At 52.5% G+C, this 18,449-nt stretch carries 13 protein-coding genes and 1 riboswitch; of the genes, 4 read left to right on the top strand and 9 right to left on the bottom strand.

Annotated elements, in window-relative coordinates; genetic code table 11:
* Window positions 1-70 precede the first annotated feature (70 nt).
* Complete coding sequence (locus ABH899_RS04045) at window positions 71-772, bottom strand: 3D domain-containing protein (protein WP_369994212.1); 702 nt, start codon at window positions 770-772, stop codon at window positions 71-73.
* Window positions 773-986: 214 nt separating this feature from the next.
* On the opposite strand from ABH899_RS04045, the gene ABH899_RS04040 reads away from it, so the two are divergent.
* Window positions 987-2,483 (top strand): mechanosensitive ion channel, encoded by a 1,497-nt coding sequence (locus tag ABH899_RS04040; protein ID WP_369994210.1) that lies wholly within the window; start codon window positions 987-989, stop codon window positions 2,481-2,483.
* A 108-nt stretch (window positions 2,484-2,591) separates the two neighbouring features.
* Here the strand turns inward: ABH899_RS04040 and ABH899_RS04035 are convergent, their stop codons facing one another.
* The 3 genes from ABH899_RS04035 to ytxC form a co-directional block, all read right to left on the bottom strand.
* Complete coding sequence (locus ABH899_RS04035; RefSeq protein WP_369994208.1) at window positions 2,592-3,452, bottom strand: VOC family protein; 861 nt, start codon at window positions 3,450-3,452, stop codon at window positions 2,592-2,594.
* 230 nt (window positions 3,453-3,682) lie between these two features.
* On the bottom strand, window positions 3,683-5,617 hold the full coding sequence (thrS, locus tag ABH899_RS04030) for a threonine--tRNA ligase (RefSeq protein ID WP_369994207.1): 1,935 nt from the start codon (window positions 5,615-5,617) through the stop codon (window positions 3,683-3,685).
* Window positions 5,618-5,980: 363 nt separating this feature from the next.
* Window positions 5,981-6,955: a sporulation protein YtxC gene (gene ytxC, locus ABH899_RS04025; protein ID WP_369994205.1), complete on the bottom strand. Its 975-nt coding sequence runs from the start codon at window positions 6,953-6,955 to the stop codon at window positions 5,981-5,983.
* A gap of 349 nt (window positions 6,956-7,304) precedes the next feature.
* Between ytxC and ABH899_RS04020 the strand changes: the two genes are divergently transcribed.
* Entirely contained in the window at window positions 7,305-8,006 is a 702-nt protein-coding gene (locus ABH899_RS04020; RefSeq protein WP_369994204.1) for a response regulator transcription factor, read from the top strand.
* Window positions 7,996-9,828: a sensor histidine kinase gene (locus tag ABH899_RS04015; RefSeq protein WP_369994202.1), complete on the top strand. Its 1,833-nt coding sequence runs from the start codon at window positions 7,996-7,998 to the stop codon at window positions 9,826-9,828. Before ABH899_RS04020 ends, ABH899_RS04015 begins: the two co-directional genes overlap by 11 nt.
* Window positions 9,829-9,961: 133 nt before the next feature.
* Here the strand turns inward: ABH899_RS04015 and mqnC are convergent, their stop codons facing one another.
* The 4 genes from mqnC to metA form a co-directional block, all read right to left on the bottom strand.
* A complete protein-coding gene (gene mqnC / locus ABH899_RS04010; RefSeq protein WP_009676122.1) occupies window positions 9,962-11,095 on the bottom strand; it encodes a cyclic dehypoxanthinyl futalosine synthase in 1,134 nt (377 codons plus the stop codon).
* A gap of 267 nt (window positions 11,096-11,362) precedes the next feature.
* A complete protein-coding gene (locus tag ABH899_RS04005; protein ID WP_369994200.1) occupies window positions 11,363-12,520 on the bottom strand; it encodes a trans-sulfuration enzyme family protein in 1,158 nt (385 codons plus the stop codon).
* Window positions 12,517-13,686, bottom strand: a complete 1,170-nt coding sequence (locus ABH899_RS04000; protein ID WP_369994197.1) for an aminotransferase class I/II-fold pyridoxal phosphate-dependent enzyme — start codon at window positions 13,684-13,686, stop codon at window positions 12,517-12,519. Before ABH899_RS04000 ends, ABH899_RS04005 begins: the two co-directional genes overlap by 4 nt.
* Before the next feature lie 38 nt (window positions 13,687-13,724).
* Entirely contained in the window at window positions 13,725-14,669 is a 945-nt protein-coding gene (gene metA, locus ABH899_RS03995) for a homoserine O-acetyltransferase MetA (RefSeq protein WP_009676235.1), read from the bottom strand.
* Between the two features lie 85 nt (window positions 14,670-14,754).
* Window positions 14,755-14,884: riboswitch (SAM riboswitch) on the bottom strand.
* Window positions 14,885-15,400: 516 nt separating this feature from the next.
* On the opposite strand from metA, the gene corA reads away from it, so the two are divergent.
* Window positions 15,401-16,339, top strand: a complete 939-nt coding sequence (gene corA / locus ABH899_RS03990; RefSeq protein WP_016423862.1) for a magnesium/cobalt transporter CorA — start codon at window positions 15,401-15,403, stop codon at window positions 16,337-16,339.
* Between the two features lie 95 nt (window positions 16,340-16,434).
* Here corA and ABH899_RS03985 read toward each other — a convergent pair whose 3' ends face one another.
* Window positions 16,435-18,435 carry a peptidoglycan D,D-transpeptidase FtsI family protein gene (locus ABH899_RS03985; protein ID WP_369994194.1) on the bottom strand — a complete coding sequence of 667 codons (2,001 nt, stop codon included), beginning with the start codon at window positions 18,433-18,435 and terminating at the stop codon, window positions 16,435-16,437.
* Window positions 18,436-18,449 lie beyond the last annotated feature (14 nt).

Here is an 18,449-nt window from a genome sequence, read left to right as displayed (position 1 = left end):
AAAAAGCGCCTGCGGAAATCGCAGACGCTTCTTGTGCGGTACTTACTTCTTGCGCGGTATATGTGAATGTTTAGGCTTCCGGTGTATCGACAGGATTGTTTTTGAAAATTTCCTGTACGAGCTGGTTCCAGATCATCTGGGTCACTTTGCCTGTACCTTCTTTGACGACAAAGACATTGACTGTTTTCTTGCCCCATTCTTTGTAGATCTGGTCTTTCGTTTCATAATAAAGGTCAATTTTTTTGCCTTTAATGGCCCCGCCCGTATCGGCTACGATTCCGTATCCGTAACCCGGTATATAAAGGACCGTTCCGATCGGGAACACTCTCGGGTCCGCCGCGATCGTCGACAGGGAATGCTCGTCCCGTTTGACCTTAATGCCGGATTTGGTGATGCCGTAATCCGGATGCCCCGGATTTTTGCCGGTCGATTCGATACCCGAGTAATAGCCGGTCGCTACCACTTCTACCGCCTTGTACCGGGATAGATCCTGACTGGAATCGGGCATCAGCTTGTAGCTGACTTTGCGTGACTGACCGGAAGCCGCTTGAGCATCGGCGGTTCCGTTTTGTGACTGGGCCGGCTTCTCGGGTGCTTCGGATGTTTGGCGGGATGCCAATCCCGAAATCGCGGGAGCGATTTTTTTCTCGAGTGCCGCTGTATCTGTTAATCCTGTCAGACTTGTTTGATCTTGACCGCACAAGACAAGAGCGATGTTCAACATCATAACCATACTGAACCATTTGGTCGGATTGCTTGAATCAGGCAACATTTGTTCGATACCTCCCCCTACTATAAGAGTTTGTCCAATTTTAAAAGAGTTTAAACATTCTCCAATCTTTGCAAAGTAAGGTTTTCCCTGGAAGACGAATTTTATGCACGCCATAATTCCTATTTTTTTACAGGGTTTAACTTGCGGGGGGCCGGGTAAATAGGGTGGGAAATAAACTCCCATCACAACCTAATAAAGAAAGGCGGATGATCGAATGGACGTAAGGAATTGGGGCGAATGGAACTTTCTCATGATGAACGGAAATTCCATTTGGAGGCTCATTGGGGCCGTTCTTGTTCTGATCATTGGTTTATGGATAGCAGGCGCTGCTTCGAAAGCCGTCTATAAAGGACTTCTAAAGGCGAACGTGGATGCCCGCGGAAGAAAATTTTTCCCGCCGGACAGCTCCGTCAGCCGGATTGTGTCCAAGGTAGTCAAGTATTTCATCATTCTCGTAACACTTCTCGTCGTGCTTGAACTTCTGAATTTCACGAATGTGCTGAATCCGTTCGTCGGTTTCATCGCCATCATCACTTCTTACATACCTCACCTGCTGGCTGCGGCGCTGCTTGGGGCAGTCGCTCATATTCTCGGCTCAATGCTGAAAAGTGTGGTTTCCGGATTCTTCGGTTCTCATACGATTAAAAGCAAAATGCCGAATCTGGTGCATTACCGCGAAGTGGCCGGCAACATCGCCTATGCCATCGTGATCCTGCTCTTCGCGCCGAGCATTCTGTCCTCGCTTCAGATTCCGGCCATTTCCGTGCCGATCAGCGCGGTCATCAATATGGTCATCGGCTATCTGCCTCTGCTCGCAGGCGCGATTCTGCTTGTCGTGCTGGGTCATTATGTGGCCAAGTTCGTGGCCAAACTGGCTTCCACCCTCACGTCCTCGCTGAATCTTCAGCGCTGGATCGGAGCAGGCATGAACGTATCCCAATTCGTTTACAGCATCGTGTACTTCCTGATTCTGTTCCCGATCGCGGTACAAGCGCTTAACCTGCTGCAAATCGAATCCATCCGGGTTCCGGCTCAAGGCATTCTGAATCTCGTTATGGCGTGGATTCCGAAGATTCTCATTGCGGCGTTCCTGCTCTACATCGGCTACATTCTGGCCAAAATCGTCCGCAATCTCATCATTACGCTGCTTTCGCCGATGGATATCGACAGCAAGCTGAACAGCCTGATGCCGATGTTCCGCCGCAAAGCCGCCGATGCCGGCGCCGAAACGGGCGTGCCGGGCAGCTTAAACCCGGCCGCATCCGTTTCCGCTCTGCCTATCACGAAATGGATCGCGACTCTGATCGCCGTCTTCGTATTCGGCTTCTTCCTCGTCGAATCCACGAACGTGCTGGATCTGGAATTCATCTCCGCCACATTCGCCGCTCTGATGGTGATGCTGCCGAAATTTATTCTGATCGTCATCATCGTTCTGATCGGCATTATCCTGGCCGGCTTTGCAGAACGCATGATTCGTCCGGGCAACCCGCTCAAAGGGTTCGTCCAGCCGGTTATCATCGTTCTGGCCGTCGTCATCGGTCTGACGGAAATCGGACTGGGTTCGGTCATTATCACGTCCGGTTACATGGTCGTCATGGTCGCTCTCGGCGCCGCCTTTATTATCTCCGTCGGTATCGGCAGCATTCCGGCCGTCAAACGCTTCTGGGATAAGAAACAGAACAGCAAGGACCACGATAACATCTCGATGTAAGACGCAAAAAAAGCAAAAAAATCACCCTTCCGGATCTTTCCGGCAGGGTGATTTTTTTGTGGCCTGTTCATAGGTCGGCGGGCCGGATGCCCGCCGATTCAGCTCCCGCTAATCCCGTACCGTCAGCAGTACGCCGATTCCCGAAGGATCGGTCACGAGCCATCCGTCTTCCCGGGATACGGCGTCCACGCTTCCTTCCCGGAGGCGTGCCAGAACCCGGTCCAGCTCGCCGTTATCGGGAAGCACGACGGTAAACCAGCGGATTCCGGCGGCATTGGCGGGTGCGGGCGGCGCCCCTGCGCCTGCCCACGTGTTCAGCCCGATGTGGTGGTGATAGCCTCCAGCCGCCACGAAGAGAGCCGCCGGTCCGAAGCGGAGCGTGATCTCAAAGCCGAGCAGGCCGCAGTAAAACGCCTCCGCCGCCCGCAAATCGCTCACATGGAAATGAACGTGACCGATTTGAGTTCCCGCAGGCATTCCGCCCCACGGCTCCTCACCGGCAAGCTCCAGCAGGCTTTCCCAGTCCACCGGATCGGTCGCCATCACGTAATGGCCGTTCGCGTCCTTCCGCCACGTCTCCCGGGGGCGATCGGCATAAATTTCAATGCCGTTGCCGTCCGGATCGTCCAGATAGAGCGCTTCGCTCACAAGATGATCCCCCTGGCCGACCTCAATCCGGCTGCGGATCAGGCTGCGCAGCGCGAATCCCAGCTCTTTGCGGCCGGGCAGCAGAATGGCGAAGTGATACAGACCCGCATAGCCGCGTTTCGGTGCTTTAGCGGCACCGGGTATCTCTTCCAGAATAACGAGAGGCTTCTTGCCGTCCGCCGTCAGTTCGGCGAAAGCTCCGTCCCGTTTCAGCAGTTTAAGTCCGATCACGTCCTGGTAAAACGGAAGAGACCGGGCAAGACTGCCGACTTTAAGATGCACATATCCGATTTCAGTTCGGGGGTCGATAACAGGCGTCATAACAGTCACCCTTCTTTCAATAGTAGTTAGAAAACACAGCGAACGAGACAAAATATATTTAGTTACTTTTTGTAAGTAATTATAGTTTAATTACTCGATAATGTCCAATGACAAAAAAAACAGGGAGCGCCTCTATTGAGGTTCCCCCTGTTTTTGCGGTTTTATAGACCTATTTTCAGAAAACCGGCGCTGCGGCCGTATGGCTCCAAAACGCTATAGCAGCCGCCTGCTTATCTGGACTTGTTCGCGACATCCTCTTGAATGAGGCCGACCACATGCGCCAGGCTGTGAACGCCCAGATCGCCTTCGCCGCGTTTGCGGACGGACAAAGTGCCGGAGTTCATTTCGTTCTCGCCTACAACGAGCATGTACGGCGTCTTCTCCAGCTGCGCTTCGCGGATCTTGTAGCCGAGCTTCTCGTTGCGGTTGTCCGCTTCCGCGCGGATTCCGGCCGCAAGCAGCTTCTCCGTCACGTCATTGGCATACGCCTCGTAAGACGGCGATACCGGAATGACTTTGGCCTGCACCGGCATCAGCCAGGTCGGCAGGGCTCCGGCGTAGTTTTCCAGCAGGAACGCCGTCATCCGCTCCATCGTGGAAATAATGCCGCGGTGAATAACGACCGGACGGTGCTTCTGGCCGTCTTCGCCGATGTATTCAAGCTCGAAACGCTCCGGCAGCAGGAAGTCCAGTTGAACGGTGGAGAGCGTTTCTTCTTTCTTCAGCGCCGTGCGGATCTGAACGTCGAGCTTCGGACCGTAGAAGGCCGCTTCCCCTTCCGCTTCGTAGAACGGCAGGTTCATTTCTTCCACAACCTCGCGGAGCATGCGCTGGGACATTTCCCACATCTCATCGTTCGGGAAATATTTCTCAGTATCCTTCGGATCCCGGTAGGACAGACGGAAACGGTAATCCTTGATGCCGAAATCCTCGTACACATGACGGATCAGGTTGATGACGCGGGCGAACTCTTCCTTGATCTGATCGGGACGGCAAAAAATATGCGCGTCATTCAGCGTCATCGCGCGTACGCGGTGCAGCCCGGTCAGAGCGCCGGACATCTCGTAGCGATGCATCGTGCCGAGCTCCGCAATGCGGACCGGCAGCTCGCGATAGCTGCGCATGTCGCTCTTGTACACCATCATGTGATGCGGGCAGTTCATCGGACGGAGAACGAGTTCCTCGTTGTCCATGACCATTTTCGGGAACATGTCCTCGTGGTAGTGATCCCAGTGTCCGCTTGTTTTGTACAGCTCCACGTTAGCCAGGACAGGCGTATAGACGTGCTGGTAGCCCAGGCGTTCTTCCAGATCGACAATGTAGCGCTCCATAATGCGGCGTACTTTGGCTCCGGCAGGAAGCCAGATCGGCAGTCCTTGGCCGACTTCTTTGGAGAACGTGAACATTTTCAGCTCGCGGCCCAGCTTGCGGTGGTCGCGCTTCTTCGCTTCTTCAAGCAGATGGAGATGCTCGTCCAATTCCGCTTTCTTAGGAAATGCCGTGCCGTAGATGCGCTGAAGCATTTTGTTTTTGGAATCCCCGCGCCAGTAAGCGCCGGCAACGCTCAGCAGCTTGAAGGCCTTGATTTTGCCGGTGGAAGGCAGATGCGGTCCGCGGCAGAGGTCGAAAAACTCGCCCTGATCGTAGATGGTCAGCACGGAGTCTTCCGGCAGGTCGCGGATCAGCTCCAGCTTAAGCGGATCGCCGAGCTCCTCGAAAATCGCGATCGCTTCTTGGCGGCTGACCACACGGCGGACGATCGGCAGGTTTTCCTGAACGATCTTGGCCATTTCTTTCTCGATCTTCGTCAGATCTTCCGGCGTCAGCGGATTTTCGATATCGATATCGTAGTAGAATCCGTCTTCGATGACAGGTCCGATGCCGAGCTTCACGGCCCGCTCCCCATACAAGCGTTTGATTGCCTGGGCCATCAAGTGGGCGGTGCTGTGGCGCAGCACTTCGACTCCTTCTTCGGAATCAAGCGTGACGATTTTAAGTTCGGCATCCTCTTCGATCGGAGCGTTCAAATCGACCTGGCGGCCGTTCACTACGCCGATCACCGCATTTTTTCTGAGGCCCGTGGAAATGGATTCCGCTACCTGCTCAACCGTTGTACCCGGGGCGTATTCTTTCACGGAACCGTCCGGAAAAGTTAGTTTAATCATGATTCGTCAGCTCCTTAGCTCTATAAATTTCAAAAAAAGAGCGCAAAAAAGCACACACATCCCGAAAGGGACGAGTGCGCTCGACTCGTGGTTCCACCCTCATTCGATTCATCGCTTAGATTTAAGCGGACGAATCCTCATTCAGCATCCGGTAACGGGAATGAATCGGCCAAGCTTACTTCCGGACCGGACGTCCTGCGTCCGCTCTTGTTCGGTTTCCGCTTTGCGGCTCTCGAAGGGGTAAACATGCCGTACATCTGCAGGGGATTTCAGCCGGGGCCCCATTCTCTGGCAGCAGTGTTACAAGCTGTTCGTATCTTCGGTCAAAGCCTTTGATTCCCTCATTATAAGCCTGCCGCGGAATCAGGTCAAGGGGGACGGAGACCCGCTGTCCGAGTTCCCCGCCAGCTTCGTGCGGCATATTCCGCAGTAGGAGCAGATAGTGGCGCGGGACTCGAAAATCTGCATAATCGTGCGGATAACGGGCAGATCCGGTTCCCGCGTGTGAATATAAATCGTCGCCGGCGATACCGAAATCAGCGTCGAGACGATCATATCTTCGAAGCTGATATCCTTCTCGATCATTTCCAGTGTAAAGGACGCTTCCATCTTACTGGTGTCGATCGGCTGCATATGTTCATCCAGAATCGTAAATTCGGCGCCTTCCTTATGTATCAAATGAGCTGCTGCCGTCTTCGTTTCCTGGATATAGACGAAATACTGGAGCAGAGAAATAAATTCCTGATACTGCTGGTCCATTACATATTCGTCGATGGCGTACTCGACGACCTCTTTCAGCTCGTCCATGTATTCCTGCAGCCGGAACGTAATGAAACCCGGCAAGTTTACGGGCTGCCCTTCCTGCAGCAGAGCTTTCAAAGGCTCGCTGATCTTGCCCGCCCGGAGCTTCATGCCGTCGATCGGCCCCCAGTCCAGGTAATCGTCCAGGCCGTATTCGCCCGCGGCGCTTCCCCCCTCTTCCTCTCCGTTCAGGAATTGGCGGCAGTAACGGCCGATTTTAGCCGCTTCTTCAGGATCTTTATAATGAAAGGTATTCACCAGCAGCTTCCGGATCAGCCTCTCTTCTTCACCCTCCACGATTTGCTCGGCGGCGGCCGCAGCCGCGGCTTCGATAACGGATTCGGGCTTCGGCTGATGCTTTTTACCGCCTATCGTTCCCTCTATCCGCAGTATCGTGCACTGTTCCAACGTGTCACGGACGACCCGGACCGGGTTTCCTTCCTGATTCAGAAGCGCTAGGCGGCTTTCTATCCGGCTTTGCAGCGCAGAAATATCAAATACGGCGGAATTGTTGAATACAAACTGTACGAAAGACATGGGCTCACTCCTTCCTGACGCTGAATTCCTTCTAAAAGTATATGGTCGGCCGGAGGCGGATATACAACCAACTCTTGACATGTCCAATGGCCGTTCAATTCGGGAAAATAAGGCCGATCTTAAACATTCCTTAAGAAATTCAGCGCGGTTTTGTTAAGAACAATCTCTTATAATCATCCCTATGAAAACTTGTTGATGGAGGTGCCGCTCCCCGAATAACGGAATTGCCAACCCCTTCTTCCTGTGCTAACGTCACAATAGCTTGTTTTATACGAATGGAATAAAGGAAAAGCAGGGTCCGGTTAACGCGGCGGCATCCGTTTTCCGGCATATAAAGGATCGCAAGGTTATGGGAAAAGAGACGATTCTGGTCGTGGACAATGAAAAAGAGATCGTGGAACTCATCCGTATTTATTTAACCAACGAGGGGTATGAAACGGTTTCGGCCGGGGACGGCCTTGAAGCCTTGGATGTGCTGAAAAGCCGGGAGGTCGATCTGATTATCCTCGACATTATGATGCCCCGTATGGATGGTGTCCAGGCGTGTCTGGAAATCCGGAAGGAGAAAAACATGCCCATCTTGATGCTCTCCGCAAAAAGCGAGGATATGGACAAAATTCTCGGATTAACCGCCGGGGCGGACGATTATTTAACGAAACCGTTTAATCCGCTCGAGCTGATGGCACGGGTGAAATCCCAACTGCGCCGGTATAAAAGATTAAACGCCCCCATGCCATCCGAAACGCTTTCAAACCGTATCGAACTGGACGATCTGATCATTGATACGGCTACGCACGAAGTGCATGTCGAGGGGCGGCCGGTCAAACTGACTCCCCGGGAATTTTCAATCCTGGAGCTGCTGGGGCGCAACCGGGGAATCGTGTTCAGTACGGAGCGCATTTATGAAACGGTCTGGAATACCCCGTACTTCGAATCGGATAACACCGTGATGGTGCATATCCGCAAAATCCGGGAAAAAGTGGAGAGCAACCCGAGGCAGCCGAAATACATCAAAACCGTTTGGGGGGTAGGTCACAAAATTGAAACCTAATCGAAGCCGGAAGTTCGGGAAGATATGGGGACTGCTGGTGCGCGGCATCGTTCGTCCCGTTATTTTGTGCAAGCAGAATGTGATGCGCAGCATACGAATGCAGCTTATTCTGGCGTTCGCTCTATGTATAGGGGTCGCGGCCGCGGCCGGGGGGCTGGTGTCCGAGCTTACTAAATCTTGGCGGACGGCAAGCAGCATTTCGTATATTCAGGACAAAGAGATTACGGAGAACCAGGTTCACCGCCTTGTGGAACGCCTCGAACAGATTCAAAAGTACGGCGGAGATGCCGACAAGTATCCTGCCGCTAAAAAGGAGCCGGTCCTGAAGGAGTCGCCGGTCTCCGATCCGGAAGTTCAAGACCCGAAGGAGACCGGAGATACCGGGACCGGCTCCGGACCGGATCAACAGGCGGACTTCGGAAGCTCTGCCGCTTCCGCCGTGCCGAAATCGGCTGCCCCGTCTCCTATGCCGGAATCCGTCGTCCCGGATGGAACGGGTACGAACGGCAAAACGGCTCCGGAGCCTGCCGGTCCAGGCGCAGCGGGAGCGGACAAAAAAACGCCGACACCGGGCAAGTCCGACGAGCAGCCGGCGCCCTCCTTTTTCCTGGTAAATCCGGCGGATATTCAGTCTCTTCTGGACGACGAAGCCGACAGGCCCGGAAGAAAATCGCTCTATATTATCGATTCGGCCGGCAAGGTACTGTACCGAACAAAAGGAAGCGGAGAAAGCCGGTTCGATATCCCGCAGCTGATCGGCAGCGCCATGGATTCGGGAGGAACATTCCGGGAGAGTCGCGAAAACCGCGAGTTCACGTTCATGTACCCGATTACCCTGAACGGGACCCAGTCGTATCTCGTAGCCAAGGCGATTCCGGAAGCTCAGATCTCTTATTACGAGCAGGATACCTCTCTTCCCCTGATCGCCGGGCTCGCTACCTTTCTGGGACTCTTCTATTGGATCACCCGGCGAAAAATGCAGATTATCGAAGAAATGGCGCAGGGTCTTGTTCAAATGTCCCAAGGTAATCTCGCCCACCGGGTTCCCGAAAGAAGCCGTGACGAGCTCGGCGTGCTCGCCGGACATATGAACTCCATGGCTTTCGATCTTCAGCATTCTCTGGAAGAAGAGCGCAAATCCCAGCGGCTGAAAAACGAATTGATCACCAATGTTTCCCACGATCTCCGCACGCCGCTTACGCTCATCATCGGTTACCTCCGGCTTTTGAAGGACAAGGATTATAGAGACGAGGAGCAAGCGGCGAATTATATGCAAATCGCTTACGGGCGTGCGGAAAAACTTAAAATTCTCATTGACGAGCTGTTCGAATTCAGCCGGATGACGAACGAGGGCGTGCCGCTCGCCAAAAAATCGGTCTGCGTAAACGACCTGATCTACCAGCTTTCGGAGGAATATATCACGATCGCGGAACAGAACGGCCTCACCCTCCGCCTCGTTCTCCCGCCTTTGCGGCTGTTCGTCTCCATGGACCCGGATCAGATGATCCGCGTCTTCGAAAACCTGCTTACGAATGCGGTCAAATACAGCCCCAAACCGAGCACCATCGAGGTGATCGTCCAGGAAGAAGGCCACGACGTCAAAGTGACGGTGATCAACGAAAGTGATCTTTCGGAAACAGCGGAGCTTGATCGCCTGTTTGACCGGTTTTACCGGATGGATGCCGCACGTTCCTCGGATACAGGCGGCTCCGGGCTAGGCCTTGCCATCGCCCGCAGCATCGTCGAAGCTCATGACGGCCGCATTTGGGCGGAGAGCCGCGGCAAATCGATCATGTTCCATGTGAAACTTCGCCGGTATTAAGTACCTCCTATTTCTAAAGGATCGACTTCATTGCCAGACTCCACTGACACAAAAAGAAACCCGGAAGACCATTGTAGACGGCTTCCGGGTTTCTTTCCTTTTTTGAAAAAGGGAAAATCTATGTTAGATACGATTAGTTCTGCATAATGAAATCTTTTTCAACGACCGAGTTCTCGTCGTACACACGGAGAATCTCATACTTCGTATTGCGCTGGGCAGGAATCTTGCCTGCGGCACGGATCATTTCCAGCGTGGAGGAAATGTTCACTTTATGGGTAGTTCCCGCAGCCGAAACGACATTCTCTTCGATCATGGTGCTTCCGAAGTCATTGCAGCCGTAATGCAGCGACTGGCGGCCGATTTCGGGGCCCATCGTTACCCAGGAAGACTGGAAGTTCGGAATATTGTCGAGCATAATGCGGGAAATGGCCAGCATTTTCAGATATTCTTCCGGCTTCGTTTTCTCTACGCGCAAATTCGTGTTGTCCGGCTGTACCGGCCACAGGATGAAGGCCAGGAAGCCCAGCGAATCGTAGCCGTTCTGGATACACTTATCCTGCGCTTCTCTCACGCGGAGCAGGTGCATGGCGCGCTCTTCCATCGTCTCGCCGAAACCGTAAACCATCGTCGCCGATGTATTCATGCCCAGACGGTGAGCCGTCTCCATGGCATCCATCCAGTCGCGCCAGGAGCCTTTTTTCTTGGAAATTTTCATACGGATGCGGTCGTCCAAAATTTCCGCGCCTCCGCCAGGCAGAGAGTCCAGTCCTGCGTCACGCAGCTGACGGATCACTTCTTCCAGCGACAGGCCGTCCGACACATCTTTCATCTTCCAGATTTCCGCCGGAGAGAAAGAATGCATCGTAATATCGAAGCGCTGTTTGATTTCGCGCAGCAGATCCGTATAGTAGCTGAACGGCAAATCCGGATTCGTGCCGCCCTGCATCAGAATCTCGGTTCCGCCTACATCCAGCGTCTCCTGAATTTTGCGGAAAATATCTTCATTGGTAAGTACGTATCCTTCCGTAGAACCGGGAGCTCTATAGAATGCACAAAATCTGCAATAAACGTCACAAACGTTCGTGTAGTTGATGTTGCGGCCTACTACAAACGTGGTGATCGGTTCAGGATGGTGCTTCAGCATAATTTGGTTAGCGACATGACCCATTTTCTCGATCTGGTCGGATTCGAGCAGTGTGACACACTCCTCCAGATCAATTCGTCCGCCTGCAAGGGATTTATCCAGAATGCGGTCGATCGGATTCATGGCATTCACTCCTTTCTGACTTCCGCACACGAATTTAGGTATGAATTCGCGGCTCACGATATACTATGTGAAAAAAGTTACATGTATAAAAAAACATTATCACCATTGTAACATAACGCCCCAAATCCGGCTACGGGAAAAATAGGCCTTTCGGCTATCTTTCATACTTGATTTCGGTAAAAAAGAAGAAGCAAGCGAAGCGGCATCCGTTCATCCGAACGGAATATACCGCTTGCGCTTGCTTCCTTCGAGCCCTCAGACAGCCGCTTATCCCTGCAGATGAGATAAAGCCGCGTCCAGGTCCGCAATGATATCGTCGATGTCTTCCAGACCGACGGAATAACGCACGAGCCCGTCCGTAATTCCCCGCTCCAGCCGCACCTCGCGCGACATCGCGGCATGGGACATCATCGCCGGATAGGACAAGATGCTCTCAACCGCGCCCAGAGAGACGGCGACCAGCGGGATCTTGACCTCGCTTAGAAGCTTCCTGGCGCGCTCGCCCCCGTTCACGTCGAACGAGACGACGGCGCCGTAGCCGCTCGACTGCTTCTCGTGAATCTCGCGGCCCGGATGGTCCGGCAGCCCCGGATAGTACACGGCCCCGACCGCCGGATGACTGTCCAGCCATTCGGCCAGGCGGCGGGCGTTCTGCTCGGAGCCTTCCATGCGCACCTTGAGCGTCTTCATGCCGCGCATAAGCAGCCAGCTGTCCTGCGGGCCGAGCACGTTGCCTAGGCCGTTCTGGATCTGCTTCATGCGGCGGCCGAGACTCTCGTTAGCCACCACGGCCAGGCCGGCCAGCACGTCGCTGTGACCGCTCAGGAACTTCGTGGCGCTGTGCAGCACAATGTCGACACCTTGCTCGATGGGACGCTGATAGTACGGCGTCATAAAAGAGTTGTCGAGCATCGTGAGCAGCCCGTTTTCTTTCGCCCACGCGCAGATGACCGCGACATCCGTAATCTTCAGCGTCGGATTGGACGGCGTCTCCAAGAAGACCGCCTTCGTGTTCGGCTTCAGCGCCGCCTTGACCTTCTCCGGATCCGTCATATCGACGAACGTCGTCTCGATATTCATCCGGGTCAGAATCGCGGTAAGCAGCCTGTACGTTCCGCCGTACACATCCTCCGTACAAATTACATGGTCGCCGCTCGACAGCAGGAAGAAGGCCGATGAAATGGCCGCCATTCCGGAAGCGAACGCGAATCCCCGCGCTCCGCCTTCCAGCAGAGCGATATAGTCTTCCAGCGCCTGACGAGTCGGATTGCCCGAACGGGAATAATCGAATTCCGGCGGATTATCCAGCGAGAAATGGTGAAAGGTAGATGCCTGATAGATCGGAACGCTTGAAGCGCCCGTCGTTTTATCGATTTCTCCACCGAAATGGATGATTTTCGTTCCTAGCTTTTTGTCGGTACTCACGCCTGATTGTCCCCTTCCACCTCAGCCTGTGCCTGTTCGAGCGCTTGCGCCAGGTCGGTAATAAGATCGTCCACATGTTCGATGCCAACCGAAAAACGCAGCAGCCGGTCGTCAACGCCTACTTTTTCCCGGATTTCCAGCGGAATATCGGCGTGCGTCTGAACGGCCGGGTACGTCATAAGCGACTCCACTCCGCCCAGGCTTTCCGCGAACGCAATAAGTTTAACGTGCCTCAGAATCGGCTCCACTAAACGCGCATCCGTTACTTTAAAGGAGAAAATTCCCGTGTTGCCGGACGACTGCCTGTTCTGGATCGCATATCCCGGATGGGATTCGAGCGCCGGATAGTATACATCCGTTACAAGCGGATGCCACTGCAGATAGCGGGCGATCGTCGTTGCGTTATGTTCATGCCGCTCCATGCGCAGAGCGAGCGTTTTCATCCCTCTCATGAGCAGCCAGCTGTCCTGCGGGCCGAGCACGGCGCCGATGGAATTGTGCAGGAACGCCATTTGTTCCGAAAGCTCCTGCCCCTTGGTCACGATCAGTCCGGCCAGCACATCATTGTGGCCGCCCAAATATTTGCTCGCGCTGTGGATGACGATATCCGCGCCAAGCTCGATGGGACGCTGCAGATAAGGAGTGAGCAGCGTATTGTCCACGATGGAGAGAAGCTGTTTACTCTTGGCCCAGCCGCAGACGAGCTTCAAGTCCGTGACCATCATGAGCGGATTTGTCGGCGTTTCGATCAGAATCGCTTTCGTGTTCGGACGGTAGGCTTCTTCCAGCGCTTCGACGTCATTGGTATCCACATAGGAAGCGCTCACGCCGAAGCGGGACATGATCTGCTCCAGCAGACGGTATGTACCGCCGTAAAGGTCCAGAGATACAATCAGATGGTCCCCCTGGCTGAACAGCGTAAAAACGGTCTGCAGCGCAGCCATGCCGGAGGAACAGGCAAAGCCGGCATCTCCGGATTCCAGATCGGCAATCGCGTCCTCCAGCACACTGCGGGTCGGACTTTTCGTGCGGGCATAATCGAATCCGGTGCTTTCTCCAAGACGCGGATGGCGGAACGCCGTTGACTGGTATACGGGGAAGCTCACCGCTCCGGTCACAGGTTCGGAAACCGAACCGATTTGGGCCAATCGACTTTCGATGTTCATGCGTGGAATCTCTCCTTTAAGGTATCATTCGTTCTATACTATAGACAGGCACTAAGCGCGCTGAGTTCACGACCCGCATTAAGATCATACGGCGTTTCCTGGTAAACGTAATAGTTCAGCCAGTTGGAGAACAGGAGATTCGCATGCGCTCTCCACGTGATCATCGGCTTCTTGCTCGGATCATCGTTCGGATAATAATTTTTGGGGATCTCCACGTCCATGCCTTTATTGACGTCACGGTCGTACTCCCATTTCAGTGTCAGCGGATCATACTCGGAATGTCCCGTTACGAAAATTTGCTTCCCGTCCTTCGTCGCCACGATATAGATGCCGGCTTCTTCCGATTCCGATAAAATCACGAGTCGTTCATCCTTCTCGATGTCTTCACGGCGCACTTCCGTATGTCTCGACTGGGGAACGAAGAAAAACTCGTCGAACCCGCGGAGCAGCTTCACGTTCTCTTCCGCAATCATGTGCGGGAAAACACCGAACACTTTTTTGTCCACCGTGTACTTCGGCACGTCGAAATGATGATAAAGTCCGGCCTGGGAAGCCCAGCATATATGAAGCGTCGAGGTTACGTTGTCTACGCTCCAGTCCATGATGTTCTTCAGCTCATCCCAGTAATGAACATCCTCGAAATCCATTTGCTCAACGGGCGCCCCGGTAATGATCATTCCGTCGAATCTTTCGTCTTTGATATCTTCAAACGTTTTATAAAACATCTCCAGGTGCTCGGGAGAAGTGTTTTTGGAGGTGTGGGTTTTAGGATGCAGCAGGACAAATTCGACCTGAAGAGCCGTATTGGACAGGAGGCGCAGCAGTTGGGTTTCCGTCGTTTCCTTTGTCGGCATCAGATTCAGAATCGCAATCCGCAGAGGGCGGATATCTTGATGGTAGGCAACCGTCTCATCCATCGCAAAAATATTTTCTTGGTTCAGCACTTCTTTAGCCGGAAGATTATCAGGTATTTTAATCGGCATCGGTCATTCCTCCTCGAAAGAAATTAAAACAGGCCTCTCTCAAAAAGTTGAGAAAGGCCTGTTCATCCCTATGCAACATGCTCCTCTCTCATCTCCCAGAAGCCGCTATTCATACGGCTCCCGCAAGAATTAGCACCGTGCATTGCCCCTCGGGGGTTACAATGTCGGTTGCCGGGTATCATCGGGCCAGTCCCTCCACCTACTCTTGATAAGAAAGTTTATTCAGTTATCTCCTATCTTAATGGTTACCCGGCAAATGTCAAGTGCTTTTTGAAAAGTTGCACATAATAAACTTGCTGAGAAAAAAACCGATGTCTTTCACAACGTTCGCAGCTATTGGCGCATGTGTGGAGTCGTATGACGGTTGCCTCTTTGGTGCAGACCGCATTCCGTATGAACCCTCCGAGCTGTTTGTCCAACCGTTCGCCCGCACCTCAAACCCTTCTCCCGCATAGGATAAAAAATCCCCAGACTACGGGGATTGACAGGAGAAAAGTACCAGAGTTTGATGCTTGAATCGTGGAAAATGTAGGTATATACTAGACAAGTATATTCGACACGGAATGATAAAGGGGGGAACATACGGATGGACGGGGACCGACCGAGAAGTAGACGCTTTACCCGGTACGATCAAAATCGAATAGCAGCGAACCGGGGCCGGCACTCCAGCGTCCGTAGTTTCCCTACGGACCGGAGTGCTGTGCGCCGTTTCGCATAAAGAGGTGAAACGGATGAAAACACGCCTGGTACACAAGGGCGCTTTTACGCTGGTTGAAGACATTCACGAAGCGCTGACACCACCCGAATCCGGTTTTTACTGGATCGATGCGGATGTGGACGATCTGGAGCAGCTGCAGCCGCTCTTCCATCTTCACGATCTGGCCGTAGAGGATTGTCTCAGCGAAGAAGAACAGCGGCCCAAAATCGAAATTTACGACACGCACTATTTTATTGTAATCAACAGCATCCGGTTTGATGATGAAGAAATCTTTCTTCGCGCACTCAATATTTTTCTGGGCAGGCATTTCATCATTACCGTTACGAGACAGAAAATCCAGGAGCTCCGTGCCATCAAACCCTTTCTTTGGGATGAAGAAGTTAACAGCCCGGACCGCTTCCTGTATCATCTGGTTGACCTTGTCGTTGACAACTACGTCATTGTCGGAGACCGGATCGAAGATAAGATCGAGAAGCTTGAAGAAGATATCCTGATGCACACGAAAAAATCCCATTTGAACGAGATCGTCGGTCTCCGCGGGGAAATTTTGTGGCTGAAAAAAATGCTTGTGCCGCAGCGCGACGTTGTGGCGACATTAAACCGCAAAGAACTGAAGCTGATCGATAATCAGCTGCAAAAATATTTCGGCGACATTCACGAAAATGCCGTCAAAATCGTCGACACCTTCGATACGCTCCGCGATCTCATGGGCAACTTACGAGAGGCTTATCAGTCCAGCGTAGCGAACCGCGCGAACGAAATCATGCGTATTTTTACCGCACTGACCACGATCTTTATGCCACTGACCTTTATCACCGGTATTTTCGGAATGAACTTCACCGATATTCTCGGGCTGCTGACTGTTCCTTATGCGGATTTATTCATTTTCGGATTTATGGGTGTACTCGGGCTGTGCATGTTCCTACTCTTCCGTAAAAAAGGGTGGATTTGACTATGCAGAATGACGACGTCGACCTAACAAAGCATCGGCTTCCATTGTTCTTGACCAAGAACAAAATGGAAGCCGATGCTATTTTTGTGCCGTTATTATTTTTTGGGTGTGCTGAGGCCGCCGACATACTGGTCGTAGGCTTCGTAAATCTTGGCCGCGATCGGTGACGCCCCGTAACGGCCGTAACCGCCTTCCGGCACGACAACGGCAATGGCCAGCTTAGGATTTTGAGCGGGCGCGAAAGAAATGAACACCGCGTTATCGACAGTTCCGCCAGAAACCTGCTGCGTCGAAGTACCGGTTTTGCGGGCTACCGGATATGGCAGTTTGTCGATGCCTTCCGCTCCGCTCTTCATCCCGTTAATGACCGTATCCCAGTAGGTTTTGGGAAGATCGACTTGATTCAGAATCTCCGGTTCGTAGCCTTTGACGACTTTGCCGTCGGAATCGAGAATTTCTTCCACGAACTGCGGTTTCATTCTTTTGCCGCGGCTCCCCAAGGTAGCGGCAAATTGAGTTAGCTGCAAAGTGGTGTACTTTTCGTTTTGTCCCCAAGAAGCATAAACCATGGCGGATTGATAACTGCTTGTTTTAGCGGCGGCATCGATTTCTGAGAACCCTTCTATCTCTCTAGGTAACCCGCTGCCTGTCAGAACGCCCAAACCAAATTCAGCCATATGTTTATCCCATAACTCACCCGATTTTTTTTGATACTTGTTATAAAACGGAATTCCTATCATAGCGGACATGTAAGTATTTGAGGATACTTCTATCGCTCTTGTGGGACCCATGTTTCCGTAACTCTTACCATCGGAGTTATGAATGGTACTTTTATCTTTACCGAACGAAAACGATCCTGTGTCGTTATAAGTACTTCCGGGACTTAGAAATCCTTCTTGAAGGCCTACTAACACACTAAGAGGCTTGATCGTCGATCCCAGATATACAAGGGAAGACGGATGCTTCTTCTGCTCTTTTTCCGGAAAATTGGCCGGTGAAGTCCGAATGGTCCCGTTATTGATAAAATATTCAAGCTGCTTATACGTCTCGATAGACATCCCACCGGTCCACAAATTGGTGTCGTAGTCCGGCATGGAGGCCATAGCGACCACTTTGCCCGTATCGACTTCCATCGCTACCGCGTAACCGGAACGAGCGTATGGAGCGGCAAACTTCGCATAGCCGGACGGCGGGTTATGAAGCCATTTCAGCTGATCCATAATAGCTTGCTGGGCAGCGAGCTGCACGTTGGTATCAATGGTTAACCGGAGATTGTTGCCTTTCATCGGTTTTTCCAAAGTTCCGTTGCCGACAATTTTACCCGCCGCGTTTACCGGATAAATTTTCTTGCCCGGCTTTCCGCGCAGTTCATCCTGATACATCATTTCAAGCCCGTCAAAGCCAACCGTTTCTCGCAGCAAATAGCCTTGGTCCTGCCTGCTCTTATAAAAATTAAGATTTGCGGTATCATCGTATTTTTTCAAGTAGCCTACGAGCTGGGCAGCTATTTTCCGCTGATCATACATGCGGATGCTTTCCTCGACAACCTCCACGCCGTGAAGCTCATCCCGGTGGGAAAGAAGGTAAGCAACCTCTTCCTTGTTTAAATTGGCTTTTATTCTTCTCGGCTCCGAATAAGGCGTTTTGGGTTTGATCTTCTGCTTGTTGATGTCAAAATCCAGATCCATCGCCTTCATAATATCTTCCATAGTCATCTTCGGCAGATTCTTGTCGCCAAGTTCACCCAGAATTTTCTCGAGTTTCTTGGCTGTCTCAATGATCGGATCTTGATTCTTGGTACCGCCTTCGACACGGAAATACAGCGATTCCGTTGAATTGGAAGAAGCAATCGGCACGCCGTCTTTACTCAATATATTGCCGCGTATGGGGGGAATGGCGGTATCCGTATTCATCCCATTCGTTTTTGCGATCTGAAGTTCAGGGCCTTTAACGAATTGAAGGTAGGAAAGTTTAACGATAAGCACACAAAACAGGGCGAAAGTAGCGAAGAAAAAAATATTGATCCGAAGCGTAAAATGAATGCGTTTGTCCGCTTCTCTTTTAGCGGGGTCCTGCTCGGTATAAGGCGATTTCATAAGCCAGCCCTCTC

The organism is Paenibacillus sp. RC84 (assembly GCF_041260495.1).
Taxonomy (GTDB): domain Bacteria; phylum Bacillota; class Bacilli; order Paenibacillales; family NBRC-103111; genus Paenibacillus_F.
Note: the sequence above shows the minus strand (reverse complement) of the source record. Positions and strands in the feature narration are given on the sequence as shown.

Bases quoted from the DNA above. Each gene is read 5' to 3' on its own strand.
- ABH899_RS04045 (WP_369994212.1), bottom strand. From the start codon at position 772: ATGTTGCCTGATTCAAGCAATCCGACCAAATGGTTCAGTATGGTTATG.
- ABH899_RS04040 (WP_369994210.1), top strand. From the start codon at position 987: ATGGACGTAAGGAATTGGGGCGAATGGAACTTTCTCATGATGAACGGA.
- ABH899_RS04035 (WP_369994208.1), bottom strand. From the start codon at position 3,452: ATGACGCCTGTTATCGACCCCCGAACTGAAATCGGATATGTGCATCTT.
- thrS (WP_369994207.1), bottom strand. From the start codon at position 5,617: ATGATTAAACTAACTTTTCCGGACGGTTCCGTGAAAGAATACGCCCCG.
- ytxC (WP_369994205.1), bottom strand. From the start codon at position 6,955: ATGTCTTTCGTACAGTTTGTATTCAACAATTCCGCCGTATTTGATATT.
- ABH899_RS04020 (WP_369994204.1), top strand. From the start codon at position 7,305: ATGGGAAAAGAGACGATTCTGGTCGTGGACAATGAAAAAGAGATCGTG.
- mqnC (WP_009676122.1), bottom strand. From the start codon at position 11,095: ATGAATCCGATCGACCGCATTCTGGATAAATCCCTTGCAGGCGGACGA.
- ABH899_RS04000 (WP_369994197.1), bottom strand. From the start codon at position 13,686: ATGAACATCGAAAGTCGATTGGCCCAAATCGGTTCGGTTTCCGAACCT.
- metA (WP_009676235.1), bottom strand. From the start codon at position 14,669: ATGCCGATTAAAATACCTGATAATCTTCCGGCTAAAGAAGTGCTGAAC.
- corA (WP_016423862.1), top strand. From the start codon at position 15,401: ATGAAAACACGCCTGGTACACAAGGGCGCTTTTACGCTGGTTGAAGAC.
- ABH899_RS03985 (WP_369994194.1), bottom strand. From the start codon at position 18,435: ATGAAATCGCCTTATACCGAGCAGGACCCCGCTAAAAGAGAAGCGGAC.